This window comes from Streptomyces sp. NPDC111628 (genome assembly GCF_055635195.1).
The window spans coordinates 409,798-432,883 of sequence record NZ_JBVKBZ010000007.1 but is presented as its reverse complement, the minus strand read 5'-3'; the positions used below and the strand labels follow the sequence as shown (position 1 = coordinate 432,883).

Sequence of the window (23,086 nt, the reverse complement as noted above, 5' to 3'; positions counted from 1 at the left end):
GTTGCTCCTTACGAAATTGCGGAAGTCTGTGTCGTCGCGCCCGAAGACCGAAGCGGTCAGTCGTGCATGTGGAGCGGCTTGCCGGCCAGCGCCAGGTGGGCCTCGCCGAGCGCCTCGTTCTGCGTCGGGTGGGCGTGGATGAGCTGGGCCACCTCGGCCGGCAGCGCCTCCCAGTTGTAGATCAGCTGCGCCTCGCCGACCTGCTCGCCCATGCGGTCGCCGACCATGTGGACGCCGACCACGGCACCGTCCTTGACCTGGACCAGCTTGATCTCGCCCGCGGTCTTCAGGATGCGGCTCTTGCCGTTGCCACCGAGGGGGAACTTGATGGAGACGACCTTGTCCGCGCCGTAGACCTCCTTCGCCCTGGCCTCGGTGAGACCGACGGAGGCGACCTCCGGGTGGCAGTACGTCACCCGCGGCACGCCGTCGTAGTCGACCGGGACGGTCTTCAGGCCGGCGAGCCGCTCCGCCACCAGGATGCCCTCGGCGAAGCCGACGTGCGCGAGCTGGAGGGTGGGGACGAGGTCACCGACGGCGGAGACGGTCGGGACGTTGGTCCGCATGTACTCGTCGACGAGGACGAAGCCGCGGTCCGTCGCGACGCCGTTCTCCTCGTAGCCCAGGCCCTGCGAGACCGGGCCGCGGCCGATGGCGACGAGCAGGACCTCGGCCTCGAACTCCTTGCCGTCGGCGAGGGTGACCTTGACGCCGTCCTGGGTGTACTCGGCCTTCTGGAAGAAGGTGCCCAGGTTGAACTTGATGCCCCGCTTGCGGAAGGCGCGCTCCAGGAGCTTGGAGCTGTTCTCGTCCTCGACCGGGACGAGGTGCTTCAGGCCCTCGATGACCGTGACCTCGGAGCCGAAGGACTTCCACGCGGAGGCGAACTCGACGCCGATGACGCCGCCGCCCAGCACGATCGCGGACTTCGGCACGCGGTCGAGCGTGAGGGCGTGGTCCGAGGAGATGATCCGGTTGCCGTCGATCTCCAGGCCCGGCAGCGTCTTCGGCACGGAGCCGGTCGCCAGCAGGATGTGGCGGCCCTCGACGCGCTGACCGTTGACATCGACCGAGGTGGGGGAGGAGAGCCGGCCCTCACCCTCGATGTAGGTGATCTTGCGGGAGGCGACCAGACCCTGCAGCCCCTTGTACAGGCCGGCGATCACCTCGTCCTTGTACTTGTGCACACCGGCCATGTCGACGCCCTCGAAGGACGTCTTGACGCCGAACTGCTCGCTCTCGCGGGACTGGTCGGCGACCTCGCCCGCGTGGAGCAGGGCCTTGGTGGGAATGCAACCGTTGTGCAGGCAGGTGCCGCCGAGCTTGTTCTTCTCGATCAGGGCGACGTCCAGGCCCAGCTGCGCCCCGCGCAGTGCCGCGGCATAACCACCGCTGCCACCGCCGAGGATCACTAGGTCGAAAACGGTGCTGGCGTCGTTCGCCACGTCACGTCCTCCATGCATGTGCGCCACGCCGGTCTCCAGTGACCGGTCGGCGGCTGGTGTCCGGCCGCTCATTGTTCTCGGCCCTTGGGTGGGCCCTGTCCTGCCGGGCTCCATCTTCGCACTTGTGAGAGGCGAACGAGACGTGGGGCCGGGGTGTGAGACGCCCCACGTTCAAGCTCGTCCCCCACACTATGACCGGCTCCCCGCCCGAACTGTGACGGACCCCCGACCCACGACCCCACCGGCCCGCGCTCCCTCTTCGCCGACGCCGGGGCAGCCGACCAAGGGGCGCGGGGCTGTGTCCGATCTGCGGCTCCGCCGCGTGGGCGCGACAGTCAGCGGTACTTCTTGGCCGACGCCGGGACAGCCAACCAAGGGGCGCGGGGCTGTGTCCGATCTGCGGCTCCGCCGCGTGGGCGCGACAAGCCACGACGGGCCCGCAGCCGCACAACCACCCGCACCCCCGAGTTCTCAGGCGTACGTCAGCCGAGATCGCCGAGGGCAACCCGCTCGGCAACCCGCACCAGCGTCCGCACCGCCGTCCCCGTACCGCCCTTCGGGGTGTACCCGAACGGCCCGCCCTCGTTGAAGGCCGGACCCGCGATGTCCAGGTGCGCCCAGGTGATGCCCTCGCCGACGAACTCCCGCAGGAACAGACCGGCCACCAGACCGCCGCCCATCCGCTCGCCCATGTTCGCGATGTCCGCGGTCGGCGAGTCCATGCCCTTGCGCAGGTGCTCCGGCAGCGGCATCGGCCACGCCGGCTCGCCGGACTCCTCCGCCGCCTCGTGCACCGCGGAGCGGAACGCGTCGTCGTTCGCCATGATCCCGTACGTGCGGCTGCCCAGCGCCAGCATCATCGCGCCCGTCAGCGTCGCCACGTCGATGATCGCGTCCGGCTTCTCCTGCGAGGCCGCCCACAGCGCGTCGGCGAGCACCAGGCGGCCCTCCGCGTCGGTGTTGAGCACCTCCACCGTCTTGCCGCTGTACATGCGCAGCACGTCGCCCGGGCGCGTCGCGGAGCCCGACGGCATGTTCTCGGCCAGCGCCAGCCAGCCGGTCACGTTGACCTCGAGGCCGAGCCGCGCGGCGGAGACCACCGCGGCGAACACGGCGGCGGCACCGGCCATGTCGCACTTCATCGTCTCGTTGTGCCCGGCCGGCTTCAGCGAGATGCCGCCCGAGTCGTACGTGATGCCCTTGCCGACGAAGGCGAGGGACTTCTTCGCCTTGGGCGAGGTGTACGACAGCTTCACCAGCCGCGGACCCGACGCCGAACCGGCGCCGACGCCGAGGATGCCGCCGTAGCCGCCCTTGGTGAGCGCCTTCTCGTCGAGCACCTGCACCTTGATGCCGTGCTCCTTGGCGGCCGCCTGCGCCACCGCCGCGAAGGCCTCCGGGTCGAGGTCGTTCGGCGGGGTGTTGACCAGGTCGCGGGCGCGGTTCAGCTCCTCCGCGACGGCCGCGGCGCGCTCGATCGCCGCCTTGTACGCCTTGTCGCGGGGCTTGCCGCCGAGCAGCGCGGCCTCCGCCAGCGGGGCCTTGCCGTTGCCGTTGGCCTTCGCCTTGGCACCCTTGGCCTCCGTGGCCGACGCCTTGTACGCGTCGAAGGAGTACGCGCCGAGCAGCAGGCCCTCGGCGACGACACCGGCGTCGGCGGCGTCGGCGAGCGGCAGGGCGAAGGCGGCCTTCTTGGCACCGGCCAGGGCGCGGGCGGCCGCGCCGGCGGCCCGGCGCAGCGCCTCGGGGTCGAAACCGGCGTCCTTCTCGGGCTCGGCACCGAGGCCCACCGCCACCACGACGGGCGCCTTGAAGCCGGACGGAGCGGGCAGCTTCGTCACCTCGCCCTCGGCACCGGAGGCGCCGAGGGTCTCCAGGACGGCGGCGAGCCGGCCGTCGTACGCCTTGTCCACGGCCTCGGCGCCCGGGGCGACGGACGGGCCGCCTGCGCCCTTGGCGACGCCGATCACGATCGCGTCGGCCCGGAGGCCGGGCGCCGCGGCGGTGGAGAGAGTGAGAGCAGTCACGGTGGTGAAATCTCGCTTCCGTATGAAGTCTGGTGTGGCCGAATGCGGGTGGGTCGACCGGGCCCGACATCCGACCCTAGATCCCTCCTGCGATGCGGTCCTCGCCTGGGCAGGCGAACACTCGGCACGAGCCTACGCTCGCGCCCGGCCGCGCTCCCTCCCGCGGGGCCGTGGTTTCCTCGCGGCTGTGCGGGTGGGAGATCATTCCGGGGGCATGCCGCCCGCCCCTCCCGCACCCTGGAGCACTTCCCGTGAGACGCCCGGTCCTGCCGACAGCCCTTCTCCTGCTGCTGCTTGCCGGCTGCACGTCGGACCCCGGCGGTGACGGCGGTGACGGCGACGGCGAGGCCGCCGGCCACTGGCGGCCGACGCCCGGCACCGCCTGGCAGTGGCAGCTCAGCGGCAGGCTCGACACCTCCGTCGACGTACCGGTCTACGACATCGACGGCTTCGACCACGGCAAGGCCACGGTCGCGGGCCTGCACGAGGACGGGCGCAAGGTCGTCTGCTACGTCTCCACCGGCGCCTGGGAGGACTTCCGGCCCGACGCCGACGCGTTCCCGGCGGCGGTGCTGGGCAAGGGCAACGGCTGGGAGGGCGAGCGGTGGCTGGACATCCGTGCGACGGACGTCCTGGAGCCGCTGATGGCCGAGCGCCTCGACATGTGCCGCGACAAGGGCTTCGACGCCGTGGAGCCGGACAACATGGACGGCTACAAGAACGACACCGGCTTCCCGCTCACCGGCGACGACCAGCTCCGCTACAACCGGCTGATCGCGAAGCTCGCCCACGACCGCGGGATGGCCGTCGGCCTGAAGAACGACCTGGACCAGATCCCGGAACTGGTCGACGACTTCGACTTCGCCGTCAACGAACAGTGCGCCCAGTACGGCGAGTGCGCCGACAACCAGCCGTTCATCGACGCGGACAAGGCGGTCTTCCACGTCGAGTACGAGCTGCCGACCGAGCGCTTCTGCGCCGACTCGCGCGAGCTGCGGCTCAGTTCGATGCTGAAGAAGTACGCACTGGATGCGTGGCGGGAAGCCTGCTGAGCCCGTGAGCCCGTGAGCCCGCGGCTCAACCGAGGACGAGGACCACGAGCGCGGTGGTGGCGGCCGTCTCCGCGACGCCGCCGAAGACGTCGCCCGTGACGCCGCCGAAGCGGCGGACGCAGTGGCGCAGCAGGAGTTCGGCGGCGGCGACCGCGCATCCGACGGCGAGCGCCGTGCGCAGTGCGTCGTACGGGCCCAGGTACGCGCCCGCGGCTGCGCCTGCCAGCGTGACGGCCGCCGTCGCGGCCAGCGCCCCGCCGGCCGGGACCACCCCGGCGACCGCCGCGCCCAGGCCCTCCGGGCGGGCGGCGGGTACTCCGGTCCGGGCCGCGGTCGTGAGCGCCAGCCGGGCGGCGGTCGCCGACACCACGGCGGCGAGCGCGCCCCGCGCCCATGAGCCGTCGTAGGCCTGCGCGAGGGCGGCCACTTGGGCGAGGAGCGTGAACAGCAGGGTGAGCACGCCGAACGGTCCGATGTCCGACTGCTTCATGATCCGCAGGGCGTCCTCGGCGGGCTTGCCGCTGCCCAGTCCGTCGGCGGTGTCGGCCAGTCCGTCCAGGTGCAGTCCACGCGTGAGTACGGCGGGAACGGCGGCCGTGGCGACGGCGGCGAGCAGGCTCCCCGCGCCCAGGGCGAGCAGCAGCAGCCCGAGGCCCGCCGCGGCGACGCCCACCGCCAGTCCGGCCAGCGGCGCGCACAGCATGCCGCCGCGCGCGGCGTCCCGGTCCCAGCGGGTCACCTTGACCGGGAGCACGGTGAGGGTGCCGAAGGCGAAACGGAGGCCGTCGGGGGAGGGGGTCCTGAGCACCGGCGCAGACTACCCGGCGGTCGGCGGGGTGTGGGCGGGCGCTGGGGATAAAGTGCGCATATGGGAGATTGGTGGCAGCGCAACATCATGGAACCGGGCAAGCTGCCGCTGCTCCTCGCACTGGCGGCGTTCGTGCTGACGTTCGCGATCACCCGGGTCATCACCCGTCTGATCCGGGCGGGCAAGGGGCCCTTCGGGAACGTCAAGGCGGGCGGGGTGCACATCCACCACGTCGTCCCGGGGGTCGTGCTCACCGTCGTCGGCGGCTTCGGCGCGGTCGCGGGGGGCCGGCACGGGGTCTGGTCGGCGCTCGCGGCGGTGGTCTTCGGCATCGGGGCGGGGCTGGTGCTGGACGAGTTCGCGCTGATCCTGCACCTCGACGACGTGTACTGGAGCGAGGCCGGGCGCAAGAGCGTGGAGGTCGTGGTGGTCACCGCGGCCCTGGTCGGGCTGGTCCTCGCGGGCTTCACGCCCTTCGGCGTCGACGGCATGTCCCAGGACGAGTTGCAGGACCGTACGAACGTCATCGCGACGGTCGCGGGGAACTTCCTGTTCTCCCTCCTCGCCCTGGCCAAGGGCAAGGCACGGCTGGCGATCTTCGGGGTGATCGTGCCCCTGATCGCCCTGATCGGCGCGGTTCGCCTGGCCCGGCCCGGCTCTCCGTGGGCCCGCCGGTTCTACGCCCGCCGGCCGCGGGCCCGCGCGCGGGCCCGGCTGCGCGCCGCCCGCCACGACCGCCGCTGGTCCGGCCCACGCCGCGTGGTCCAGGACTGGATCGGCGGCCGCCCGGACCCCCGGTGACGACCCCTGGGCCGGGCAGCCGCCGCCCCCCCCACTGCGGGCAGTCGCCGCCCACCCCCCGCCGCCGCTGCGGGCAGTCGTGCCGCTGGGGCGGCACGGGTGGGCGCAGCGGCACCCCGTAAGCGCCGGGCCGCGTCAGCCTCGCGCCCGCACCCACGCCCGGGCACCGGGTGCAACGCCGGGCGCGCGACCCACGCCGGGGGACCAAGCCACCCCGGTCCACCGAACCGCGTTCACTCGCCCCCGGTCGCGGCCTCACCGTCGGAGACCTGCGGCAGCTCTGCCGCCAAGGACGCCGCCGCCTGGACCAGGGGCAGCGCCAGCAGTCCACCCGCGCCCTCGCCCACCTTCACGCCCTGGGACAGCAGCGGCTCCATCGCCATCCGGTCCAGCGCCTTGGCCTGGCCCGGCTCCCCGCTGTCGTGCGCGGCCAGCCACCAGTCCGGCGCCCGGAAGGCGACCCGCTGTCCGACCAGCGCGCACGCGGCCGTCACGACGCCGTCCAGGATCACCGGCACCTTCCGCACCGCGCTCTGCAACAGGAAGCCCGTCATGGCGGTGAGGTCCGCGCCGCCGACCGTGGCGAGGAGCTGCAACTGGTCGCCGAGGACCGGACGCGCGCGGCGCAGCGCGTCGCGGATCGCCGCGCACTTGCGCATCCAGGCCAGGTCGTCGATCGGCAGCCCGCCCCGGCCGGTGACGACCGACGCGTCCGTCCCGCACAGCGCGGCCACCAGCGTCCCCGCCGCCGTCGTACCGCCCACGCTCACGTCGCCCAGCACCACCAGGTCGGTGCCCGAGTCCGCCTCCTCGTCGGCCACCGCCATCCCGGCGCGGAAGGCGGCCTCCGCCTCATCGAGGGTCAGCGCGTCCTCGATGTCGATACGCCCCCCGGCCCGGCGCACCCGGTGCCCGGCGACCTCCGCCGGCAGCTTCTCCGGGTCGCAGTCCAGGGCCATGTCGACGACCCGCACGGGTACGTCCAGGCGCCTGGCCAGCACCGACACCGGACGGCCGCCCTCCAGCACCTCGCGCACCAGCTCACCGGCACCGCCCGCGGGCCGCGCCGACACGCCCAGCTCGGCGACCTTGTGGTCGCCGGCGAAGAGCACCACCCGGGGACGTACGACGGGGCGTACCGGTACGGCGGACTGGGCCGCCGACAGCCACTCGCCCAGGTCGTCGAGGCGGCCCAGCGATCCGGGCGGGACGACCTGACGCTCCCGGCGCGCCTCAGCGTCGCGACGTACCCCGCCGTCGGGGCGCTCGATCAGGTCGGTGAAGTCGTCGAGATTCAGCGAGCTCATTCGCCGAACAGTACCGGCCCCGGTCGAACGCGAAGGAGGGCCCGTGGGCGGGACGTCCGGGCGGCGTCGTTGCGCCCCGGATCGCGCTCACCTACGTAACGTTTTGCCTGGAATGTCTTACGTGCCCGTGTACGTCTCGTGTCGGGAGCCGCTCGTGTCCGCAACCTCCGCCCCCTCGGTGCCTCCCGTCCCCCCGTACGGGCCGTACCGCGAGGACTGCCCCTGGTGCGGCTCGCGGCGGCTGCGGGCCCGGCTGCGCGGTGACGGGCCGCGGCAGGGAGCACCCCACCGGTCTCCGGTCGAGCGGTGTGCGGACTGCCGGCACGTCTTCCGGAACCCGCCGCTCACCCCCGGCCCCGAGCACCCCCTGGTCCGGGCCGGTGTCCGGCTCAGACACCGGCTGGCCGCCCGTGCGCTGTTGCGCCACTGTCCCGAGCCCGAGAGCTGGCTGGACATCGGCACCGGGGACGCCGACTTCCCCCGGACCGCCCGTACGTACTTCCCGTACACCGCGTTCGACGGCCTGGACGTCACCCACCGCGTGCTGCGGGCCCGTGCCGTCGAGCGGGTCGAGGAGGCGTTCGTCGGGCGGCCGGCGGATCCGCACATCGCGGCCCGGCTGCGGGAACGCTACGACGTCGTGAGCCTCTTCCAGTATCTGGAGCGCGTTGCCGACCCCCGGGCGGAGCTGCGGGCCGCGCTGCGGGTGCTGCGGCCCGGCGGGCATCTGCTCGTCGACGTGGCCGACCCGCGTCGGCTGCTGCCCGTCCACCCCGTCGGACTGGGCGCCGAACTCGTGGCCCAGGGCTGCACGGTCCTCACGGGCGCCCGGGGGCACCGCGTCGTCGCGCGCAAGGACGGCTCAGCCCCGTAGCACCAGCGCCTGGCCCGCCACCACCAGCAGCACCTGCTCGCACTCGGCCGCGAACGCCGCGTTCAGGCGGCCGAGTTCGTCGCGGTAGCGGCGGCCGGACGCCGTGGCCGGGACGATGCCCGAACCGACCTCGTTCGACACCGCCACCAGCGTGCGGCGGGTGGTGCGGACCGCCTCCGTCAGTTCCCGCACCCGGTCCCTCAGCGCCCGTTCGCCACCGTCGGCCCACTCCTCGTCGTCCCACGCGCCGACCGTGTCCATCGCGTCCGTCAGCCACAGGGACAGGCAGTCGACGAGGAGGGGCGGGCCCTCGTCCTTCAGGAGGGGGACCAGGTCGCAGGTCTCGGCGGTCCGCCAGGAACCGGGGCGGCGCTCCCGGTGCGCGCCGACCCGGGCCGCCCATTCGGTGTCGCCGTTCCGGGAGCCGCCGGTGGCCACGTAGAGAACGCCGGGAAAGGACTCCAGCCGGCGTTCCGCCTCCACCGACTTGCCCGACCGGGCACCGCCCAGGACGAGGGTGCGCCGCGGGACGTCGGGCACGTCCTCGTACGAGCCCACCGCCAGCGTCGTGCCGTCCGGCACCGCCCGCGCGCCCGCCGCCGCGAGCCGCCGCGCCAGCTCCCGGCCCGGCGGCACGTCGTGGTCCAGGTGGACGGCGACGACGTCCGTCGTCGGGCCCGCCGCTCCCACCGCCCGCAGCCGCGCCAGCGCGTCCGGCCGCCCCACGACGTCCGCGAGGACCAGGTCGTACGGCTCCGCGGGCTCCTCCAGGCCCGCCGGGGCGCCGCCCGGCGGCACGTAGAGGAGCCGCCCGCCGTCGGGTCCCGTCACGGCGTAACCCGTGCCCGGCGCGTCCAGCGCCACCGCCCGCACCCGGTGCCCGGTCAGCAGCGCCAGCTCCCGGCCGTCCGGCACCCGGCCCGGCTGCGGCAGCCCGGCCGGCACCTCCACGGCGGGGCCGTCGTGCGGGTGGGAGAGCAGCACCTGCCGTACGCCGGCCAGGGAGTGCCCGGCCCTCGCGGCGGCGAACGCGGCGCCGGGCGTCAGGTCGAGCAGCAGCGCGCCGTCCACCAGCAGCGCGGTCGCCGCACGCGCGTCCTCGCCCTGCGCCGCGGCACAGGCCGCGCAGGGACAGTCGGGGCGGGGGAGTCCCGCGGGGGCACCGGTGCCGAGCAGAGTCACGTCCACGCACCGATTTTCGCCGGTCGCCGGGCGACATGCGCGCCCGAGTCCCCCGAGGAGCGGGCGCCGCGACCGTTCTCGTCCCCGGGGTCCCCCTCCGGGGCCTTCTCCCCGGGCCTTCTACGGTGCGCCCGGTTCAGCGCATAGGCTGCGGGCGGAGAGCGGATCAAGATCCGGCTTCCGCTCTGCATGTGCTCACATCTTGGAGGCGTACATGGCGGCATGGACGTGGCGGTTCGAGACGGCCGACGGGACGGAGGTCCAGCCCGCGGTGCAGCCCGAGGAGTTCACCACGCAAGGGGACGCCGAGTCCTGGATCGGGGAGCAGTGGAAGGACCTCCAGGCGGGCGGCACCGACCAGGTGCGGCTCTTCGAGGACTCCACCGAGATCTACGGCCCGATGAGCCTGCACGCCGAGGAGGCGGAGGCCGATGCCGAGGCCGAGGCGGGGACCGAGGCCTGAGGCCCGGGGGCGGGGGCGGCTCCGCCCCCGTCACTGCTCGCCGAGCGTCACCTCGGCGGTGTGCTCCTTGCCGTCCCGGGTGTACGTCACCTTCGTCCGGTCGCCCGGCCGCATCGACGCCAGCGCCTCGGACAGCGAGGTGATGGTGGTGATGTCCGTGTCCCCGAGCTTGACGACGACGTCCCCGGGACGCAGCCCGGCGTCGTCGGCGGCCCCGCCGTCACTCACCTCCACGACGGCCACCCCGGCCGGGCGGTAGCTGTCGTCGACGACCGTACGGGCGGTGATGCCCAGCGCGGCGCGGCCGGAGTCGGTCACCTTGCCGTCCTTGACGATCTGCCCGGCCACCGTCGACACCATCGACGCCGGGATCGCGAACCCGATGCCGGGCGCCGCGCTGTCGCCGAGGCCCGGGTCGGTCGCCGCCAGCGTCGGGATGCCGATCACCTGCCCGTCCAGGTTCACCAGGGCGCCCCCGCTGTTGCCGGGGTTGATGGCCGCCGACGTCTGCACCATGTTGGCGATGGTCGCGCCCGTGCCGCCCCCGCTGCTGCCCTCCGTCACGGTCCGCCCGGTCCCCGACACGATGCCCTGCGTCACGCTGGAGGACAGACCGAGCGGCGAACCCATCGCCAGCACGATCTGCCCGACCTCGACCTTCGCGGAGTCCCCGAAGCGGGCCGGCTTCATGCCCTCGGGCACCTTGTCCAGCTTGATGACCGCCAGGTCCTGCTCCGGGTAGGAGGAGACCAGCTTCGCGGTCAGGGCGCCCTCGGCGCGGGCCGTCGTCACCCGGAAGGACTTGCCGTCCCCGACGACGTGCGCGTTGGTGACGACGTGCCCCTTGTCGTCGTACACGACCCCCGACCCCAGGGAGTCGCCCGCCTGGATCTGTACGACCGACGGCAGTACGTCCTTGATCACCCGCTCGTAGTCGGCCTCCAGCTCACTGGCCGCGCGCGGCGCCGCGGCCTGCGCCGTGTCGCCCTCCCGCGCGCTGCCCGAACCCCGGTCCGCCCCCGCACCGGCGTCGGAACAGCCGGTCGCGAGCAACAGGGCGCAGGCCGGAACGGCCACCGGAGCGAGCAGACGGCGCAGACGGGTGCGGGAAGTGTCCATGGCCCGAGTCTCACCGCGCCCCCGGCGCCCGGCGCCCGGTGCACACCCGAACGGGCGCCGCGGCCGGGCGGGTGGTGGTGCCTCGCCCTCGTCTGCCTCGCAGCTGCACGCCCCCCGCTCGGGTCGGCAGCAAGGCACTGTCGCCCCGAGCCGGCCCGATCCGGACGACAGCCCCTAGCCGCGCACCCCGCACAGGTGCAGCAGCGCCGCGACCGAGCGGTACGGGTCCGTCCTGCCGGCCCGCTCCTCGGCGGCCAGCAGGGCCTCGAGGCCGGCGGGGGGCGCGGCCCCGTCGGGCGCCGTGTCCGTGAAGACCCGTACGCCGTACCAGGTGTGCAGCGGTGCGCCGATGCCCGCGAGCTTCGCCGTCAGCGTCGCCAGCCGGTCCGCGCGGACGTCGAGGCCCAGGCGGTTGCGGTAGTTCGTGGTGTCGAAGGCGGCCAGCGCGCCCGGCCAGTCGCCGTGCAGGCCGGGGCGCAGCGCGAGCGCGTCGCCGTTGCGCACCACGAGCGACAGCAGGCCGCCGGGTGCGAGCATCCGGGCCAGCCCCGCCAGCAGCGGGTCGGGTTCCTCGACGTACATGAGCACGCCGTGGCACAGCACCACGTCGAAGCTGCCCGGCAGGAAGTGCACGCCGGTGTCCCGGCCGTCGCCCTCGACGATCCGCATCCGCTCCCGGATGCCCTCGGGCTGGCCGGCCAGGGCGTCGCGCGCGGCGGCGATCATCGTCGCGTCCCGCTCCACGCCGGTCACCTGGTGCCCGGCCCGTGCCAGCCGCAGCGCCTGGGTGCCCTGGCCCATTCCGACGTCGAGCACGCGCAGCCGCCGGCCGACGGCGAAACGCCCGGCTATCTGCTCGTCCAGCTGCCGGGCCACCAGCTCCTGCCGTACGACGTTGCGGAGCCCGGACAGTCCCGCTGTCCAGGTCTCGGCCGCGCCCTCGGTGAACGGCGTCGTGCTCAGGGCCGCTCCCCGCGCTTGACCTGGGGCTTGGGCAGCCGCAGCCGGCGCATCTGGAGCGAGCGCATCAGCGCGTACGCGACCGCACCGCGGCGGCGCTCGTCCGGGAAGCGCTCGGCGAGCCGCTTCTTCAGCCGGAAGCCGGTGACGATCGAGTCCACCACGATCAGCACGATCACGACCAGCCACAGCAGCAGCGCGACGTTCTGCAGGGAGGCCACGCGGATCATGCTCAGCACGAGGATGATCACGGCCATCGGCAGGAAGTACTCCGCGATGTTGAACCGCGAGTCGACGAAGTCGCGGGCGAACTTGCGGACCGGGCCCTTGTCGCGGGCCGGCAGGTACCGCTCGTCGCCCTTCGCGAGGGCCTCGCGCTGCCGGGCCATCGCGGTCCGCCGCTCCTCGCGCTGGCGCTTGGAGGCGTCCTTGCGGGTCATCGGCGTATTGGCGACGCTGCGGCGCTGGGACTGGGCCGCACTGCGCTTGGGCGTGGGCCTTCCCTTGGGGGCCTGCGGGTCACGGGGCTGATTGGAGTCGGTCACCTGCGCGCTGACGGCGCTCTGGGCCTTCTCATCCTTGGCACGGCTACGGAACACAAAACCCAAGGGTACGGGGTGCGGGGGTGTGGACCCCAGTCCGGCGGGGAACGATCCGGCAACGCCGGTCGTCTGTATGGGGACAGAGCGGATGTACGGAGCGGATGCCGCGTACAACCCGGGACACCGGGATTTTCCGGACAACCCCGGGGAGCACCTACTCCCTGCGCCGGACGGGGAACGTACGCAGTCGTCCTTGGGGATGAGCGCATCCGTCCCCGAACAGTGCGGTAATGGATGCAGGGCCCGTACTGTGGGTTCTGTTGCAGTCGCTGGAGCTGGAGTCGGTCAGAAGGGGGCGCGCGAAGCCCATGAGCGGTGTCATGAAGCGTATGGGGATGATCTTCCGCGCGAAGGCCAACAAGGCCCTTGACCGGGCCGAGGACCCGCGCGAAACCCTCGATTACTCGTACCAGAAACAGCTGGAGCTGCTGCAGAAGGTGCGCCGCGGCGTCGCCGACGTGGCGACCAGCCGCAAGCGACTGGAGCTGCAGCTCAACCAGCTCCAGTCCCAGTCGGGCAAGCTGGAGGACCAGGGCCGCAAGGCGCTGGCGCTGGGCCGCGAGGACCTGGCCCGCGAGGCGCTCTCCCGGCGCGCCGCGCTCCAGCAGCAGGTCACCGACCTGGAGACGCAGCACGCCACCCTCCAGGGCGAGGAGGAGAAGCTCACCCTTGCGGCCCAGCGCCTCCAGGCCAAGGTGGACGCCTTCCGCACGAAGAAGGAGACCATCAAGGCCACCTACACGGCGGCCCAGGCGCAGACCCGCATCGGCGAGGCGTTCTCCGGCATCTCCGAGGAGATGGGCGACGTCGGCCTGGCCATCCAGCGGGCCGAGGACAAGACCGCCCAGCTCCAGGCCCGGGCCGGCGCCATCGACGAGCTGCTCGCCTCCGGCGCCCTCGACGACCAGTCCGGCATGCACAAGGACGACATCCAGGCCGAGCTGGACCGGCTCTCCGGTGGTACGGATGTAGAGCTGGAACTGCAGCGGATGAAGGCCGAGCTGGCCGGGGGCTCCACCTCCGACCGCCAGGCCATCGAGGGCGGCCAGGGAGAGGGCCAGGCCTCCTCGCAGTCCCAGCAGCAGCCGCAGGACACCCCGCGCTTCGACAAGCAGTAGCCCACGGCTAGGAGGGCCGACATGATCGTACGGATCATGGGGGAGGGACAGCTGACGCTGGCCGACGGCCGGCTCGGTGAGCTGAACAAGCTGGACGACGAACTCCTGGCCGAGATGGAGAACGGCGACGGCCCCGGCTTCCGCGCGACCCTCCAGGCCCTCCTGGCCAAGGTCCGCGAACTGGGCGAGCCGCTCCCGGACGACACCCTGGAGCCGTCCGACCTCATCCTCCCCTCCCCGGACGCCACCCTGGAGGAGGTCCAGGAGCTCCTGAGCGACGACGGCCTCATCCCGGGCGGCGCGTGAGGGACACGGGTGGTTGGTTCTGCGCCTGGTGACGCAGGTCGGCAATCACAGCCCGTCCGGCGTTTGAGGACGAGGCCCTGCAGGCCGAAGCGGGGGTCCGGGGGCGCAGCCCCCGGCCAACGCCCACTGAATGCGGGCCCACTCAAAAGACACCCCGACTCCAGCTACCGTAAAAAACCGTGAGCACCCTCGCCAGAGCCCGCTGCGTCTTCGGCGCCCATCCCTCCACCATGGACACCGCCCTCGCGGTGGTCGTCCTGGTCTGCATGGTCGCCGGTTCCTTCGTGGACCCGCACGGACCGGAGGGCGTCAGCTGGGGGCTGCGCACCCCCGACGCGCTCAGTCTCGCCCTCATGACCGCCGGCGCGGCCGCGCTCGCCTTCCGGCGCCGCCAGCCGATGGCGGTCCTCGTCGTCACGGGCTGCGTCTCCGTCGTCGAGAGCACCACCGGCGACCCGCGCGCCCCGGTGGTCATGTCGGCCGTCATCGCCCTCTACACCGTCGCCGCCTCCACCGACCGGCCCACCACCTGGCGGGTCGGCCTGCTCACCATGACCGTGCTCACCGGCGCCGCCATGCTGGCCGGCCCCCTGCCCTGGTACGCGCAGGAGAACCTCGCCGTCTTCGCCTGGACCGGCATCGGCGCCACCGCCGGGGACGCCGTCCGCAGCCGCCGCGCCTTCGTGCAGGCCATCCGGGACCGGGCGGAGAAGGCCGAGCGCACCCGGGAGGAGGAGGCGCGCCGCCGGGTGGCCGAGGAACGGCTGCGCATCGCCCGCGACCTGCACGACGTGGTCGCCCACCACATCGCCCTGGTCAACGTGCAGGCCGGGGTCGCCTCGCACGTCATGGACAAGCGGCCCGACCAGGCCAAGGAGGCGCTCGCCCACGTACGGGAGGCCAGCCGTTCCGCGCTGGACGAGCTGCGGGCCACCGTCGGTCTGCTCCGCCAGTCGGGCGACCCGGAGGCACCGACCGAGCCCGCCCCGGGCCTTGCCCGCCTCGACGACCTCGTCGGCACCTTCCACCACGCCGGACTGCGGGTCGAGGTGGCCCGCACCGACCAGGGCACCGAACTGCCCGCCGCCGTCGACCTGGCCGCCTACCGCATCATCCAGGAGGCGCTGACCAACGTGCAGAAGCACGCGGGTCGGCAGGCGAAGGCCGAGGTCAGCGTCGTACGGGTCGGGCCGGACATCGAGGTGACCGTGCTGGACGACGGCACCTCGGAGGGCGAGGCCGCCGATCTCCCCGCCGAGGGCGGCGGACACGGGCTGCTCGGCATGCGCGAGCGCGTCACCGCCGTGCGCGGCACCCTCACCACCGGTCCCCGCTACGGAGGCGGTTTCCGCGTGCATGCGATCCTTCCGGTCAGGAACCGCACCGACGCCGCCACCGACGCCACCAAGGACCCCGTATGACGATCCGTGTCCTGCTCGCCGACGACCAGGCGCTGCTGCGCAGCGCCTTCAGGGTGCTGGTCGACTCCGAGCCCGACATGGAGGTGGTGGGGGAGGCGTCCGACGGCGCGGAGGCGGCCCGGATGGCCGCCGAGCAGCGGGCCGACGTGGTGCTGATGGACATCCGGATGCCCGGCACGGACGGTCTCGCCGCCACCCGCATGATCAGCGCCGACCCGTCCCTCGCCCACGTCCGCGTGGTCATACTGACCACCTTCGAGGTCGACGACTACGTGGTGCAGTCGCTGCGCGCCGGCGCCTCCGGCTTCCTCGGCAAGGGCTCCGAGCCCGAGGAACTGCTCAGCGCGATCCGGGTCGCGGCCGGGGGCGAGGCGCTGCTGTCGCCGACCGCCACCAAGGGGCTGATCGCCCGCTTCCTCGCCCAGCAGGACACCACCGACGAGGACCGCGACCCGGCCCGCGCCGAGCGTCTCGAGTCACTCACCGTGCGTGAGCGCGAGGTCCTGGTCCAGGTGGCCGGCGGGCACTCCAACGACGAGATCGCCGAGCGCCTCGAGGTCAGCCCGCTCACCGTGAAGACCCACGTCAACCGGGCCATGGCCAAGCTGGGCGCCCGCGACCGGGCCCAGCTGGTCGTCATCGCCTACGAATCCGGGCTGGTCCGTCCAAGGGTGGAGTGACCTCTACCCGCGTGTACTGCGGAGGGAGTAGGCGCGGGATAAGGAAATGGACCTGGGGCCTAGGGATACGGGGCCACCCATGGCCCAGGGTGTTGGGGTGGGCGCTCAGCTGTGTGCCCGCGACCGGCGCTGCCATGTGCCCCGTCCCCCGCTCGGCCACAGAAGAGAGACCCTGATCCATGTCCTGGCTGTCGAGATTCAGCCTCGCGCAACGGGCCCTGATAGGCCTGATGTCGATCGTCGCGCTCGTCTTCGGCGCGATCGCCATCCCCCAGCTCAAGCAGCAGCTGCTGCCCACCATCGAACTGCCCATGGTGTCCGTGCTGGCTCCGTACCAGGGCGCCTCGCCGGACGTGGTCGAGAAGCAGGTCGTCGAGCCGATCGAGGACAGCCTCGAGGCCGTCGACGGGATCTCGGGCGTCACCTCCACGGCCAGTGAGGGCAACGCCGTCCTCATGGCGTCCTTCGACTACGGCCCGAACACCCAGCAGCTCGTCGCCGACGTCCAGCAGGCCGTGAACCGGGCCCGTGCCCAGCTCCCGGACGACGTGGACCCGCAGGTCATCTCCGGCTCGACGGACGACATCCCGACCGTCGTCCTCGCCGTGACCTCGGACCAGGACCAGCAGGCGCTGGCCGACCAGCTCGACAAGACGGTCGTCTCCGAGCTGAAGGACATCGACGGCGTCGCCCAGGTCGTCGTCGACGGCGTCCGCGACGTCCAGGTCACGGTCACGCCGGACCCGGCGAAGCTGGCCGCGGCCGAGGTGGGCCCGCAGGCGCTCGCCCAGTCCCTCCAGGCGGGCGGCGCGACCGTCCCGGCCGGTTCCTTCGACGAGGGCGGCGCCAACCGCACCGTCCAGGTCGGCGGCGGCTTCACCTCCGTGAAGCAGATCCAGGACCTCATGATCACCGGCGAGGGCGTCGACAAGCCGGTCCGCCTCGGCGACGTCGCCACCGTCAAGGAGGAGGAGGCCAAGGCCGACTCCCTGACCCGCACCAACGGCAAGCCGTCCCTCGCGGTCGCCGTGACGATGGACCACGACGGCAGCGCGGTCTCCATCTCGAACGCCGTCGAGGACAAGCTCCCCGACCTGCGCGAGCAGCTCGGTTCCGGCGCGACCCTCACGGTCGTCAGCGACCAGGGCCCGGCCGTCTCCAAGGCCATCTCCGGCCTGACCACGGAGGGCGGGCTCGGTCTGCTCTTCGCCGTGCTGGTCATCCTGGTCTTCCTGGCGTCGATCCGCTCCACCCTGGTCACCGCGGTCTCCATCCCGCTGTCGGTGGTGCTGGCGCTGATCGTCCTGTGGACGCGCGACCTGTCGCTCAACATGCTGACGCTGGGCGCGCTGACCATCGCCATCGGCCGCGTCGTCGACGACTCGATCGTGGTCCTGGAGAACATCAAGCGGCACCTCGGCTACGGCGAGGAGCGCAAGGACGCCATCCTGGGCGCCGTCCGCGAGGTCGCCGGAGCGGTCACCTCGTCCACGCTCACCACCGTCGCCGTGTTCCTGCCGATCGGTCTGGTCGGCGGCATGGTCGGCGAGCTGTTCGGCTCCTTCAGCCTCACCGTCACCGCGGCGCTCCTCGCGTCCCTGCTGGTGTCGCTGACGGTCGTCCCGGTGCTGTCGTACTGGTTCCTGCGGCCCCCGAAGGGCACCCCCGAGGACGCGGCCGAGGCCCGCAGGCTGGCCGAGGAGAAGGAGGCCAAGAGCCGCCTCCAGCGCTTCTACGTCCCCGTGCTGCGCTTCGCCACCCGCCGCCGCCTGACCAGTGTGGCCATCGCGATCGTCGTGCTGGTCGGCACCTTCGGCATGGCGCCGCTGCTGAAGACCAACTTCTTCGACCAGGGCGAGCAGAAGGTCCTCAGCGTCAAGCAGGAGCTGAAGCCCGGCACCAGCCTCGGCGCGACCGACGAGCAGGCCGCGAAGGTCGAGAAGCTCCTCGGCGACACCGAGGGCGTCAAGGACTACCAGGTCACCATCGGCTCGTCCGGCTTCATGGCCGCCTTCGGCGGCGGCACGGACACCAACCAGGCCTCGTACCAGCTGATGCTGGAGGACTCGGCGAACGCCGAGGACGTCCAGGACCACATCGAGGACGGGCTGGCGAAGCTCGGCGACGGCATCGGCACCACCACGATCGCCGCCGGTGACGGCTTCGGCAGCCAGGACCTGAGCGTCGTCGTCAAGGCGGCCGACGGGCAGGTGCTCCGCAACGCCGCCGAGCAGGTCCGCAAGACCGTCGCGGGCCTCGACGACGTCACCGACGTCACCAGCGACCTGGCGCAGAGCGTGCCGCGCATCTCGGTCAAGGCCAACGCGAAGGCCGCCGACGCCGGGTTCACCGACCAGACCCTCGGCGCGGCCGTCGCCCAGGCGGTGCGCGGCACCCCGGCGGCCAAGGCGACCCTGGACGACACCGAGCGTGACGTCGTCATCAAGTCGGCGCAGCCCGCCCGGACGATGGCCGAGCTGAAGGCCCTGAACCTGGGCCCGGCCAGGCTCGGCGACATCGCCACCGTGCAGTTGGTGGACGGCCCGGTCTCGATGACCCGCATCGACGGACAGCGTGCGGCGACCATCACCGCCAAGCCGACCGGCGACAACACCGGCGCGGTCGGCGCGGACCTCCAGTCGAAGATCGACGGCCTGGACCTGCCGGCCGGCGCCACCGCCGAGATCGGCGGCGTCACCGCGGACCAGGACGAGGCCTTCGTCAACCTGGGCCTGGCCATGCTCGCGGCGATCGCCATCGTGTTCATGCTGCTGGTCGGCACCTTCCGGTCGCTGGCCCAGCCGCTGATCCTGCTGGTGTCCATCCCGTTCGCGGCGACCGGCGCGATCGGCCTGCTGATCGCCACGGGCACCCCGATGGGCGTCCCGGCGATGATCGGCATGCTGATGCTGATCGGCATCGTGGTCACCAACGCGATCGTGCTGATCGACCTGATCAACCAGTACCGCAAGCAGGGCTACGGCGTCGTCGAGGCCGTCGTCGAGGGCGGCCGCCACCGCCTCCGCCCGATCCTCATGACGGCCCTGGCGACGATCTTCGCCCTCCTCCCGATGGCGCTGGGCGTCACCGGCGAGGGCGGCTTCATCGCCCAGCCGCTCGCGGTGGTGGTGATCGGCGGCCTGATCACCTCGACCCTGCTGACCCTCCTCCTGGTCCCGACCCTCTACGCGATGCTGGAGCTCCGCAAGGAGCGCCGCGCGAAGAAGCGGGCCGCGAAGAAGGGCGGCGGCGACGTGCCGCCGCAGCCGGAGGCGTCGGACGAGCCGGAGCCGGCGCAGGTCTGACGGCGGCGGCAGAACGCAGGAGGGTGTCCCCACCGTCCGGTGGGGACACCCTCCGTGCTTCTCGCGCGGCAGGAACCGCCTACGGCAGCGCCAGCATGCGCTCCAGGGCCAGCTTCGCGAAGGCCTCGGTCTCCTTGTCGACCTCGATGCGGTTGACCAGGGTGCCCTCTGCGAGGGACTCCAGCGTCCAGACCAGGTGGGGGAGGTCGATGCGGTTCATGGTCGAGCAGAAGCAGACCGTCTTGTCGAGGAAGACGATCTCCTTGTCCTCGTCGGCGAAACGGTTCGCCAGGCGGCGGACCAGGTTCAGCTCGGTCCCGATGGCCCACTTGGAACCGGCCGGGGCCGCCTCCAGGGCCTTGATGATGTACTCGGTCGAGCCGACGTAGTCCGCCGCCGCGACGACCTCGTGCTTGCACTCCGGGTGCACCAGGACGTTCACGCCCGGTATGCGCTCGCGCACGTCGTTGACCGAGTCGAGGCTGAAGCGGCCGTGCACCGAGCAGTGGCCCCGCCACAGGATCATCTTCGCGTCGCGCAGCTCCTCGGCCGTCAGCCCGCCGTTCGGCCGGTGCGGGTTGTAGACGACGCAGTCCTCCAGGGACATGCCCAGGTCCCGCACCGCCGTGTTGCGGCCCAGGTGCTGGTCGGGCAGGAAGAGGACCTTCTCGCCCTGCTCGAACGCCCAGTTCAGGGCGCGCTCGGCGTTGGAGGAGGTGCAGATGGTGCCGCCGTGCTTGCCGGTGAACGCCTTGATGTCCGCCGACGAGTTCATGTACGACACGGGCACGACCTGCTCGGCGATCCCGGCCTCGGTCAGCACGTCCCAGCACTCGGCGACCTGCTCGGCGGTGGCCATGTCGGCCATGGAGCACCCGGCCGCCAGGTCGGGCAGGACCACCTTCTGGTCGTCCGAGGTCAGGATGTCGGCCGACTCCGCCATGAAGTGCACACCGCAGAAGACGATGTACTCGGCCTCCGGACGCGCCGCCGCGTCCTTGGCCAGCTTGAAGGAGTCGCCCGTGACGTCGGCGAACTGGATGACCTCGTCGCGCTGGTAGTGGTGACCGAGCACGAAGACCTTGTCACCGAGCTTCTCCTTGGCCGCACGGGCGCGGGCGACCAGGTCCGGGTCGGAGGGCGAGGGCAGGTCACCGGGACACTCCACACCGCGCTCGCTCCTCGGGTCGGCCTCGCGGCCGAGCAGCAGCAGGGCGAGGGGCGTCGGCTGTACGTCGAGCTCCTGGGTTTGGGCGGTGGTCACGACACGCACCCTTTCTACTTTCGTCGACCCTTTTCGTCGAACTGACGCTATATATCATAACCGGTTCACGTCACTTTGACGATGCCGATAGTGTCGGTGTGACATGAATCCCGGTGCCCGGGCGGCCTTCCACAGCCGCTGACCGTCTGCGCGGGCATGTGCGAGCATGAAGGGAACGCCGAGGACAAAGACTCGGTCCCGCCCGGAATGAATCCGCGGCTCCGTCGGTTGAACCGTCGGCAAGCAGTCTCCGTACAACCCGGGAGAGATGTAGATGTCCGTATCGGACGAGACCACCACCGTCACCGACGGCATCATCCTGACCGACGCCGCCGCGTCGAAGGTCAAGGCGCTGCTCGACCAGGAAGGCCGCGACGACCTCGCGCTGCGCGTCGCCGTCCAGCCCGGCGGCTGCTCCGGCCTGCGTTACCAGCTCTTCTTCGACGAGCGTTCCCTCGACGGCGACGTGGTCAAGGACTTCGGCGGCGTCAAGGTCACCACCGACCGCATGAGCGCCCCGTACCTGGGCGGCGCCACCGTCGACTTCGTGGACAGCATCGAGAAGCAGGGCTTCACGATCGACAACCCGAACGCGACCGGCTCCTGCGCCTGCGGCGACTCCTTCAGCTGACAAGCCGAGCCGGGCGGGCACCCGCCTGCGAGAAGGGCGGCGGCCCGGGGTTCCTCCCCGGGCCGCCGCCCTTCTGCTCTGTCACGTCGTGGGTGTCACCGGGCCCCGGACGGCGCCGGCAGCCGCGCGCCCGGCTTGTGCACCGGGACGTCCTTGCCGTCCGAGCCCACGACCGTCCGGTCGCCGAGCGGCTCGTCGAGCGGCACCGTCCGCTCGTACTCCTTGGCGATCAGGATGCAGACCTGGTCCGGATGCGGGGTCTCGGTCACCGTGACGGTCACCTTCCCGCCGCTCTCCTTCGCCTTCGCGTCGTAGTCGGAGCACACGCCGCCCGTGAAGTGCACGGTCAGCTCGCCGTCCGCGGCCGTGTAGCCGCTCACGTGGACGTCCCGCGGCTCCCCGGGCCTGGCGGTCGGCTCGTCCGGGGCCGACGGGGAGGTGGGTGGCGTGGCCGGGGCCGCCGTGGTCAGGAACCTCGGCTCGACCGCCGGATACGTGACCGTTACCGCGTCCCGCGCCCCCGGCGCCCGCACCTCGAACAGCCAGGACGGCACCAGCGTCTGCTGTCCCCGTACCGGATGCGCGGCCAGCCCGAACACCGCGTCCTCGACCGTGGCGGTCTGCCGCTTCCCCGTCCCGGGCTGCTCCGGAGCACTGGCCGGCGGCCCGCAGGGCGTGTCCGCCCCGTCCTGATGCGGTACGGGACTCGCGCAGCCGCCGATGCCCCCGACCCCACCGGCGCCCGCACCGGATCCGGCACCCGGCGTGTTCAGCAGCGCCAGCGTCTCCTCCGCGTTCAGGACGGGGTACGTGTCCCCCTTGACCGGCGCCTTCACCCGGCCGCTGCCGCCGACCACCTCGCCCTGCGCCCCGACGACGATCCCCGTCGTCCAGCCGTACGAGGGCAGCCCGCCCACCTCGGGTTCCGCGTTCACGGCCCGCCCGGCGCCCATGACCTGGCTCGCGTCGAGCTTGGCGTCGTCCTGGCCCAGCGCCTTCAGCACCGGTGCCGCCGCCTTCTTCGCGGCCGCCTCGCCCACCGGGTTCCCGTCGGCGGAGGGAGCCTTGCAGACGGGCCCCTTCCTGCAGTTGTCGGTGCCGGGTGCGTAGCGGTGGAAGGTCCAGGTGCCCGGCGCCTGACGGCTCACCGTGAGCAGCGGCCCGGACCCGTCCTTCGCGTTGCCGACCTTCCACGCCTCGCCCTGGGTGCGGGGCGCGCCCTCGACGCCCAGCGCCTCGGCCAGCCGGGCCACCTCGGCCTCGGTGACGTCGCCCTTCGCCCGGTACACGGGCGCCGAGCCGGGTCCCTCGGGGAGCGGCCCGTCGGCGCGGTAGGTGACGCCGTACGGGTCGGGCTCGCCCGGCGCGATGCCGTTCGAGCCGCCCTCCGGGGACGACGCTCCGTGGTCGTCCAGGGGGAGCGGCGGGGGAGTGCCGTCGCCCGAGGCTCCGGACGCCGTACCGCCGTCCGGGTCACCGTCGGCGGCGGACGTGGCCACGTAGGCACCGCCGGCCCCGACGAGCAGCACCGCGGCGGCGACCGACGCGACCGCGACCGCCCGGGGGCGCCGCCGCGCGGGACGCCCGCCGCCCGCCTCGTCGGCGGCGTCGTCGTTGTCGGGTCGCTCGGTGTTCACCGCATCGCTCCTTCGGCTGTTACTGGGGACAGCGATGGGACGCGGTGGGGCGGGATCCGGTTCCCGGCGACGGCACGCGTCGCC

General features: G+C 72.7%; 20 protein-coding genes. 10 read left to right on the top strand and 10 right to left on the bottom strand.

Annotated elements, in window-relative coordinates:
* Positions 1–56: 56 nt before the first annotated feature.
* Together lpdA and ACZ7MF_RS34550 are read right to left on the bottom strand one after the other, a co-directional pair.
* Complete coding sequence (gene lpdA, locus ACZ7MF_RS34555; RefSeq protein WP_356866011.1) at positions 57–1,445, bottom strand: dihydrolipoyl dehydrogenase; 1,389 nt, start codon at positions 1,443–1,445, stop codon at positions 57–59.
* Positions 1,446–1,927: 482 nt separating this feature from the next.
* A complete protein-coding gene (locus ACZ7MF_RS34550; RefSeq protein ID WP_471482150.1) occupies positions 1,928–3,472 on the bottom strand; it encodes a leucyl aminopeptidase in 1,545 nt (514 codons plus the stop codon).
* A gap of 251 nt (positions 3,473–3,723) precedes the next feature.
* On the opposite strand from ACZ7MF_RS34550, the gene ACZ7MF_RS34545 reads away from it, so the two are divergent.
* On the top strand, positions 3,724–4,524 hold the full coding sequence (locus ACZ7MF_RS34545) for an endo alpha-1,4 polygalactosaminidase (protein ID WP_471482149.1): 801 nt from the start codon (positions 3,724–3,726) through the stop codon (positions 4,522–4,524).
* Positions 4,525–4,549: 25 nt separating this feature from the next.
* Here ACZ7MF_RS34545 and ACZ7MF_RS34540 read toward each other — a convergent pair whose 3' ends face one another.
* Positions 4,550–5,332, bottom strand: coding sequence for an adenosylcobinamide-GDP ribazoletransferase (locus ACZ7MF_RS34540; RefSeq protein ID WP_471482148.1), 783 nt, complete (start codon positions 5,330–5,332; stop codon positions 4,550–4,552).
* A gap of 60 nt (positions 5,333–5,392) precedes the next feature.
* Between ACZ7MF_RS34540 and ACZ7MF_RS34535 the strand changes: the two genes are divergently transcribed.
* Complete coding sequence (locus ACZ7MF_RS34535) at positions 5,393–6,133, top strand: hypothetical protein (protein WP_471482147.1); 741 nt, start codon at positions 5,393–5,395, stop codon at positions 6,131–6,133.
* Between the two features lie 233 nt (positions 6,134–6,366).
* Here the strand turns inward: ACZ7MF_RS34535 and cobT are convergent, their stop codons facing one another.
* A complete protein-coding gene (gene cobT, locus ACZ7MF_RS34530) occupies positions 6,367–7,440 on the bottom strand; it encodes a nicotinate-nucleotide--dimethylbenzimidazole phosphoribosyltransferase (RefSeq protein ID WP_471482146.1) in 1,074 nt (357 codons plus the stop codon).
* Between the two features lie 112 nt (positions 7,441–7,552).
* On the opposite strand from cobT, the gene ACZ7MF_RS34525 reads away from it, so the two are divergent.
* Entirely contained in the window at positions 7,553–8,314 is a 762-nt protein-coding gene (locus ACZ7MF_RS34525; protein WP_471482145.1) for a class I SAM-dependent methyltransferase, read from the top strand.
* On the opposite strand, the gene ACZ7MF_RS34520 is transcribed toward ACZ7MF_RS34525, so the two are convergent.
* Positions 8,303–9,502: a bifunctional adenosylcobinamide kinase/adenosylcobinamide-phosphate guanylyltransferase gene (locus ACZ7MF_RS34520; RefSeq protein WP_471482144.1), complete on the bottom strand. Its 1,200-nt coding sequence runs from the start codon at positions 9,500–9,502 to the stop codon at positions 8,303–8,305. The genes ACZ7MF_RS34525 and ACZ7MF_RS34520 overlap by 12 nt on opposite strands.
* 208 nt (positions 9,503–9,710) lie before the next feature.
* Here ACZ7MF_RS34520 and ACZ7MF_RS34515 point away from each other — a divergent pair, with 208 nt between their 5' ends.
* Positions 9,711–9,959, top strand: coding sequence for a hypothetical protein (locus ACZ7MF_RS34515; protein WP_356866027.1), 249 nt, complete (start codon positions 9,711–9,713; stop codon positions 9,957–9,959).
* A gap of 30 nt (positions 9,960–9,989) precedes the next feature.
* On the opposite strand, the gene ACZ7MF_RS34510 is transcribed toward ACZ7MF_RS34515, so the two are convergent.
* From ACZ7MF_RS34510 to ACZ7MF_RS34500, 3 genes are all read right to left on the bottom strand, one after another.
* Positions 9,990–11,078, bottom strand: coding sequence for a S1C family serine protease (locus tag ACZ7MF_RS34510; RefSeq protein WP_471482143.1), 1,089 nt, complete (start codon positions 11,076–11,078; stop codon positions 9,990–9,992).
* 174 nt (positions 11,079–11,252) lie between these two features.
* Complete coding sequence (locus tag ACZ7MF_RS34505; protein ID WP_471482142.1) at positions 11,253–11,954, bottom strand: class I SAM-dependent methyltransferase; 702 nt, start codon at positions 11,952–11,954, stop codon at positions 11,253–11,255.
* An 83-nt stretch (positions 11,955–12,037) separates the two neighbouring features.
* Positions 12,038–12,715 (bottom strand): DUF3043 domain-containing protein, encoded by a 678-nt coding sequence (locus tag ACZ7MF_RS34500; protein ID WP_356864464.1) that lies wholly within the window; start codon positions 12,713–12,715, stop codon positions 12,038–12,040.
* A 245-nt stretch (positions 12,716–12,960) separates the two neighbouring features.
* On the opposite strand from ACZ7MF_RS34500, the gene ACZ7MF_RS34495 reads away from it, so the two are divergent.
* From ACZ7MF_RS34495 to ACZ7MF_RS34475, 5 genes are all read left to right on the top strand, one after another.
* On the top strand, positions 12,961–13,758 hold the full coding sequence (locus tag ACZ7MF_RS34495; RefSeq protein ID WP_471482141.1) for a PspA/IM30 family protein: 798 nt from the start codon (positions 12,961–12,963) through the stop codon (positions 13,756–13,758).
* Between the two features lie 21 nt (positions 13,759–13,779).
* Positions 13,780–14,064: a PspA-associated protein PspAA gene (gene pspAA, locus ACZ7MF_RS34490; protein ID WP_003976649.1), complete on the top strand. Its 285-nt coding sequence runs from the start codon at positions 13,780–13,782 to the stop codon at positions 14,062–14,064.
* 179 nt (positions 14,065–14,243) lie between these two features.
* Positions 14,244–15,485: a sensor histidine kinase gene (locus ACZ7MF_RS34485; RefSeq protein ID WP_471482140.1), complete on the top strand. Its 1,242-nt coding sequence runs from the start codon at positions 14,244–14,246 to the stop codon at positions 15,483–15,485.
* Positions 15,482–16,165, top strand: a complete 684-nt coding sequence (locus tag ACZ7MF_RS34480) for a response regulator transcription factor (protein WP_356864457.1) — start codon at positions 15,482–15,484, stop codon at positions 16,163–16,165. Before ACZ7MF_RS34485 ends, ACZ7MF_RS34480 begins: the two co-directional genes overlap by 4 nt.
* Positions 16,166–16,344: 179 nt before the next feature.
* Positions 16,345–19,470: an efflux RND transporter permease subunit gene (locus ACZ7MF_RS34475; RefSeq protein WP_471482139.1), complete on the top strand. Its 3,126-nt coding sequence runs from the start codon at positions 16,345–16,347 to the stop codon at positions 19,468–19,470.
* A 79-nt stretch (positions 19,471–19,549) separates the two neighbouring features.
* Here the strand turns inward: ACZ7MF_RS34475 and nadA are convergent, their stop codons facing one another.
* Positions 19,550–20,734: a quinolinate synthase NadA gene (gene nadA, locus ACZ7MF_RS34470; RefSeq protein WP_471482138.1), complete on the bottom strand. Its 1,185-nt coding sequence runs from the start codon at positions 20,732–20,734 to the stop codon at positions 19,550–19,552.
* A gap of 274 nt (positions 20,735–21,008) precedes the next feature.
* Here nadA and ACZ7MF_RS34465 point away from each other — a divergent pair, with 274 nt between their 5' ends.
* Positions 21,009–21,365: a HesB/IscA family protein gene (locus ACZ7MF_RS34465; RefSeq protein WP_031030770.1), complete on the top strand. Its 357-nt coding sequence runs from the start codon at positions 21,009–21,011 to the stop codon at positions 21,363–21,365.
* 95 nt (positions 21,366–21,460) lie between these two features.
* On the opposite strand, the gene ACZ7MF_RS34460 is transcribed toward ACZ7MF_RS34465, so the two are convergent.
* The gene (locus tag ACZ7MF_RS34460; RefSeq protein WP_471482137.1) at positions 21,461–23,002 is read right to left on the bottom strand and encodes a hypothetical protein; all 1,542 of its coding nucleotides are present in this window, start codon (positions 23,000–23,002) and stop codon (positions 21,461–21,463) included.
* Between the last annotated feature and the right edge of the window lie 84 nt (positions 23,003–23,086).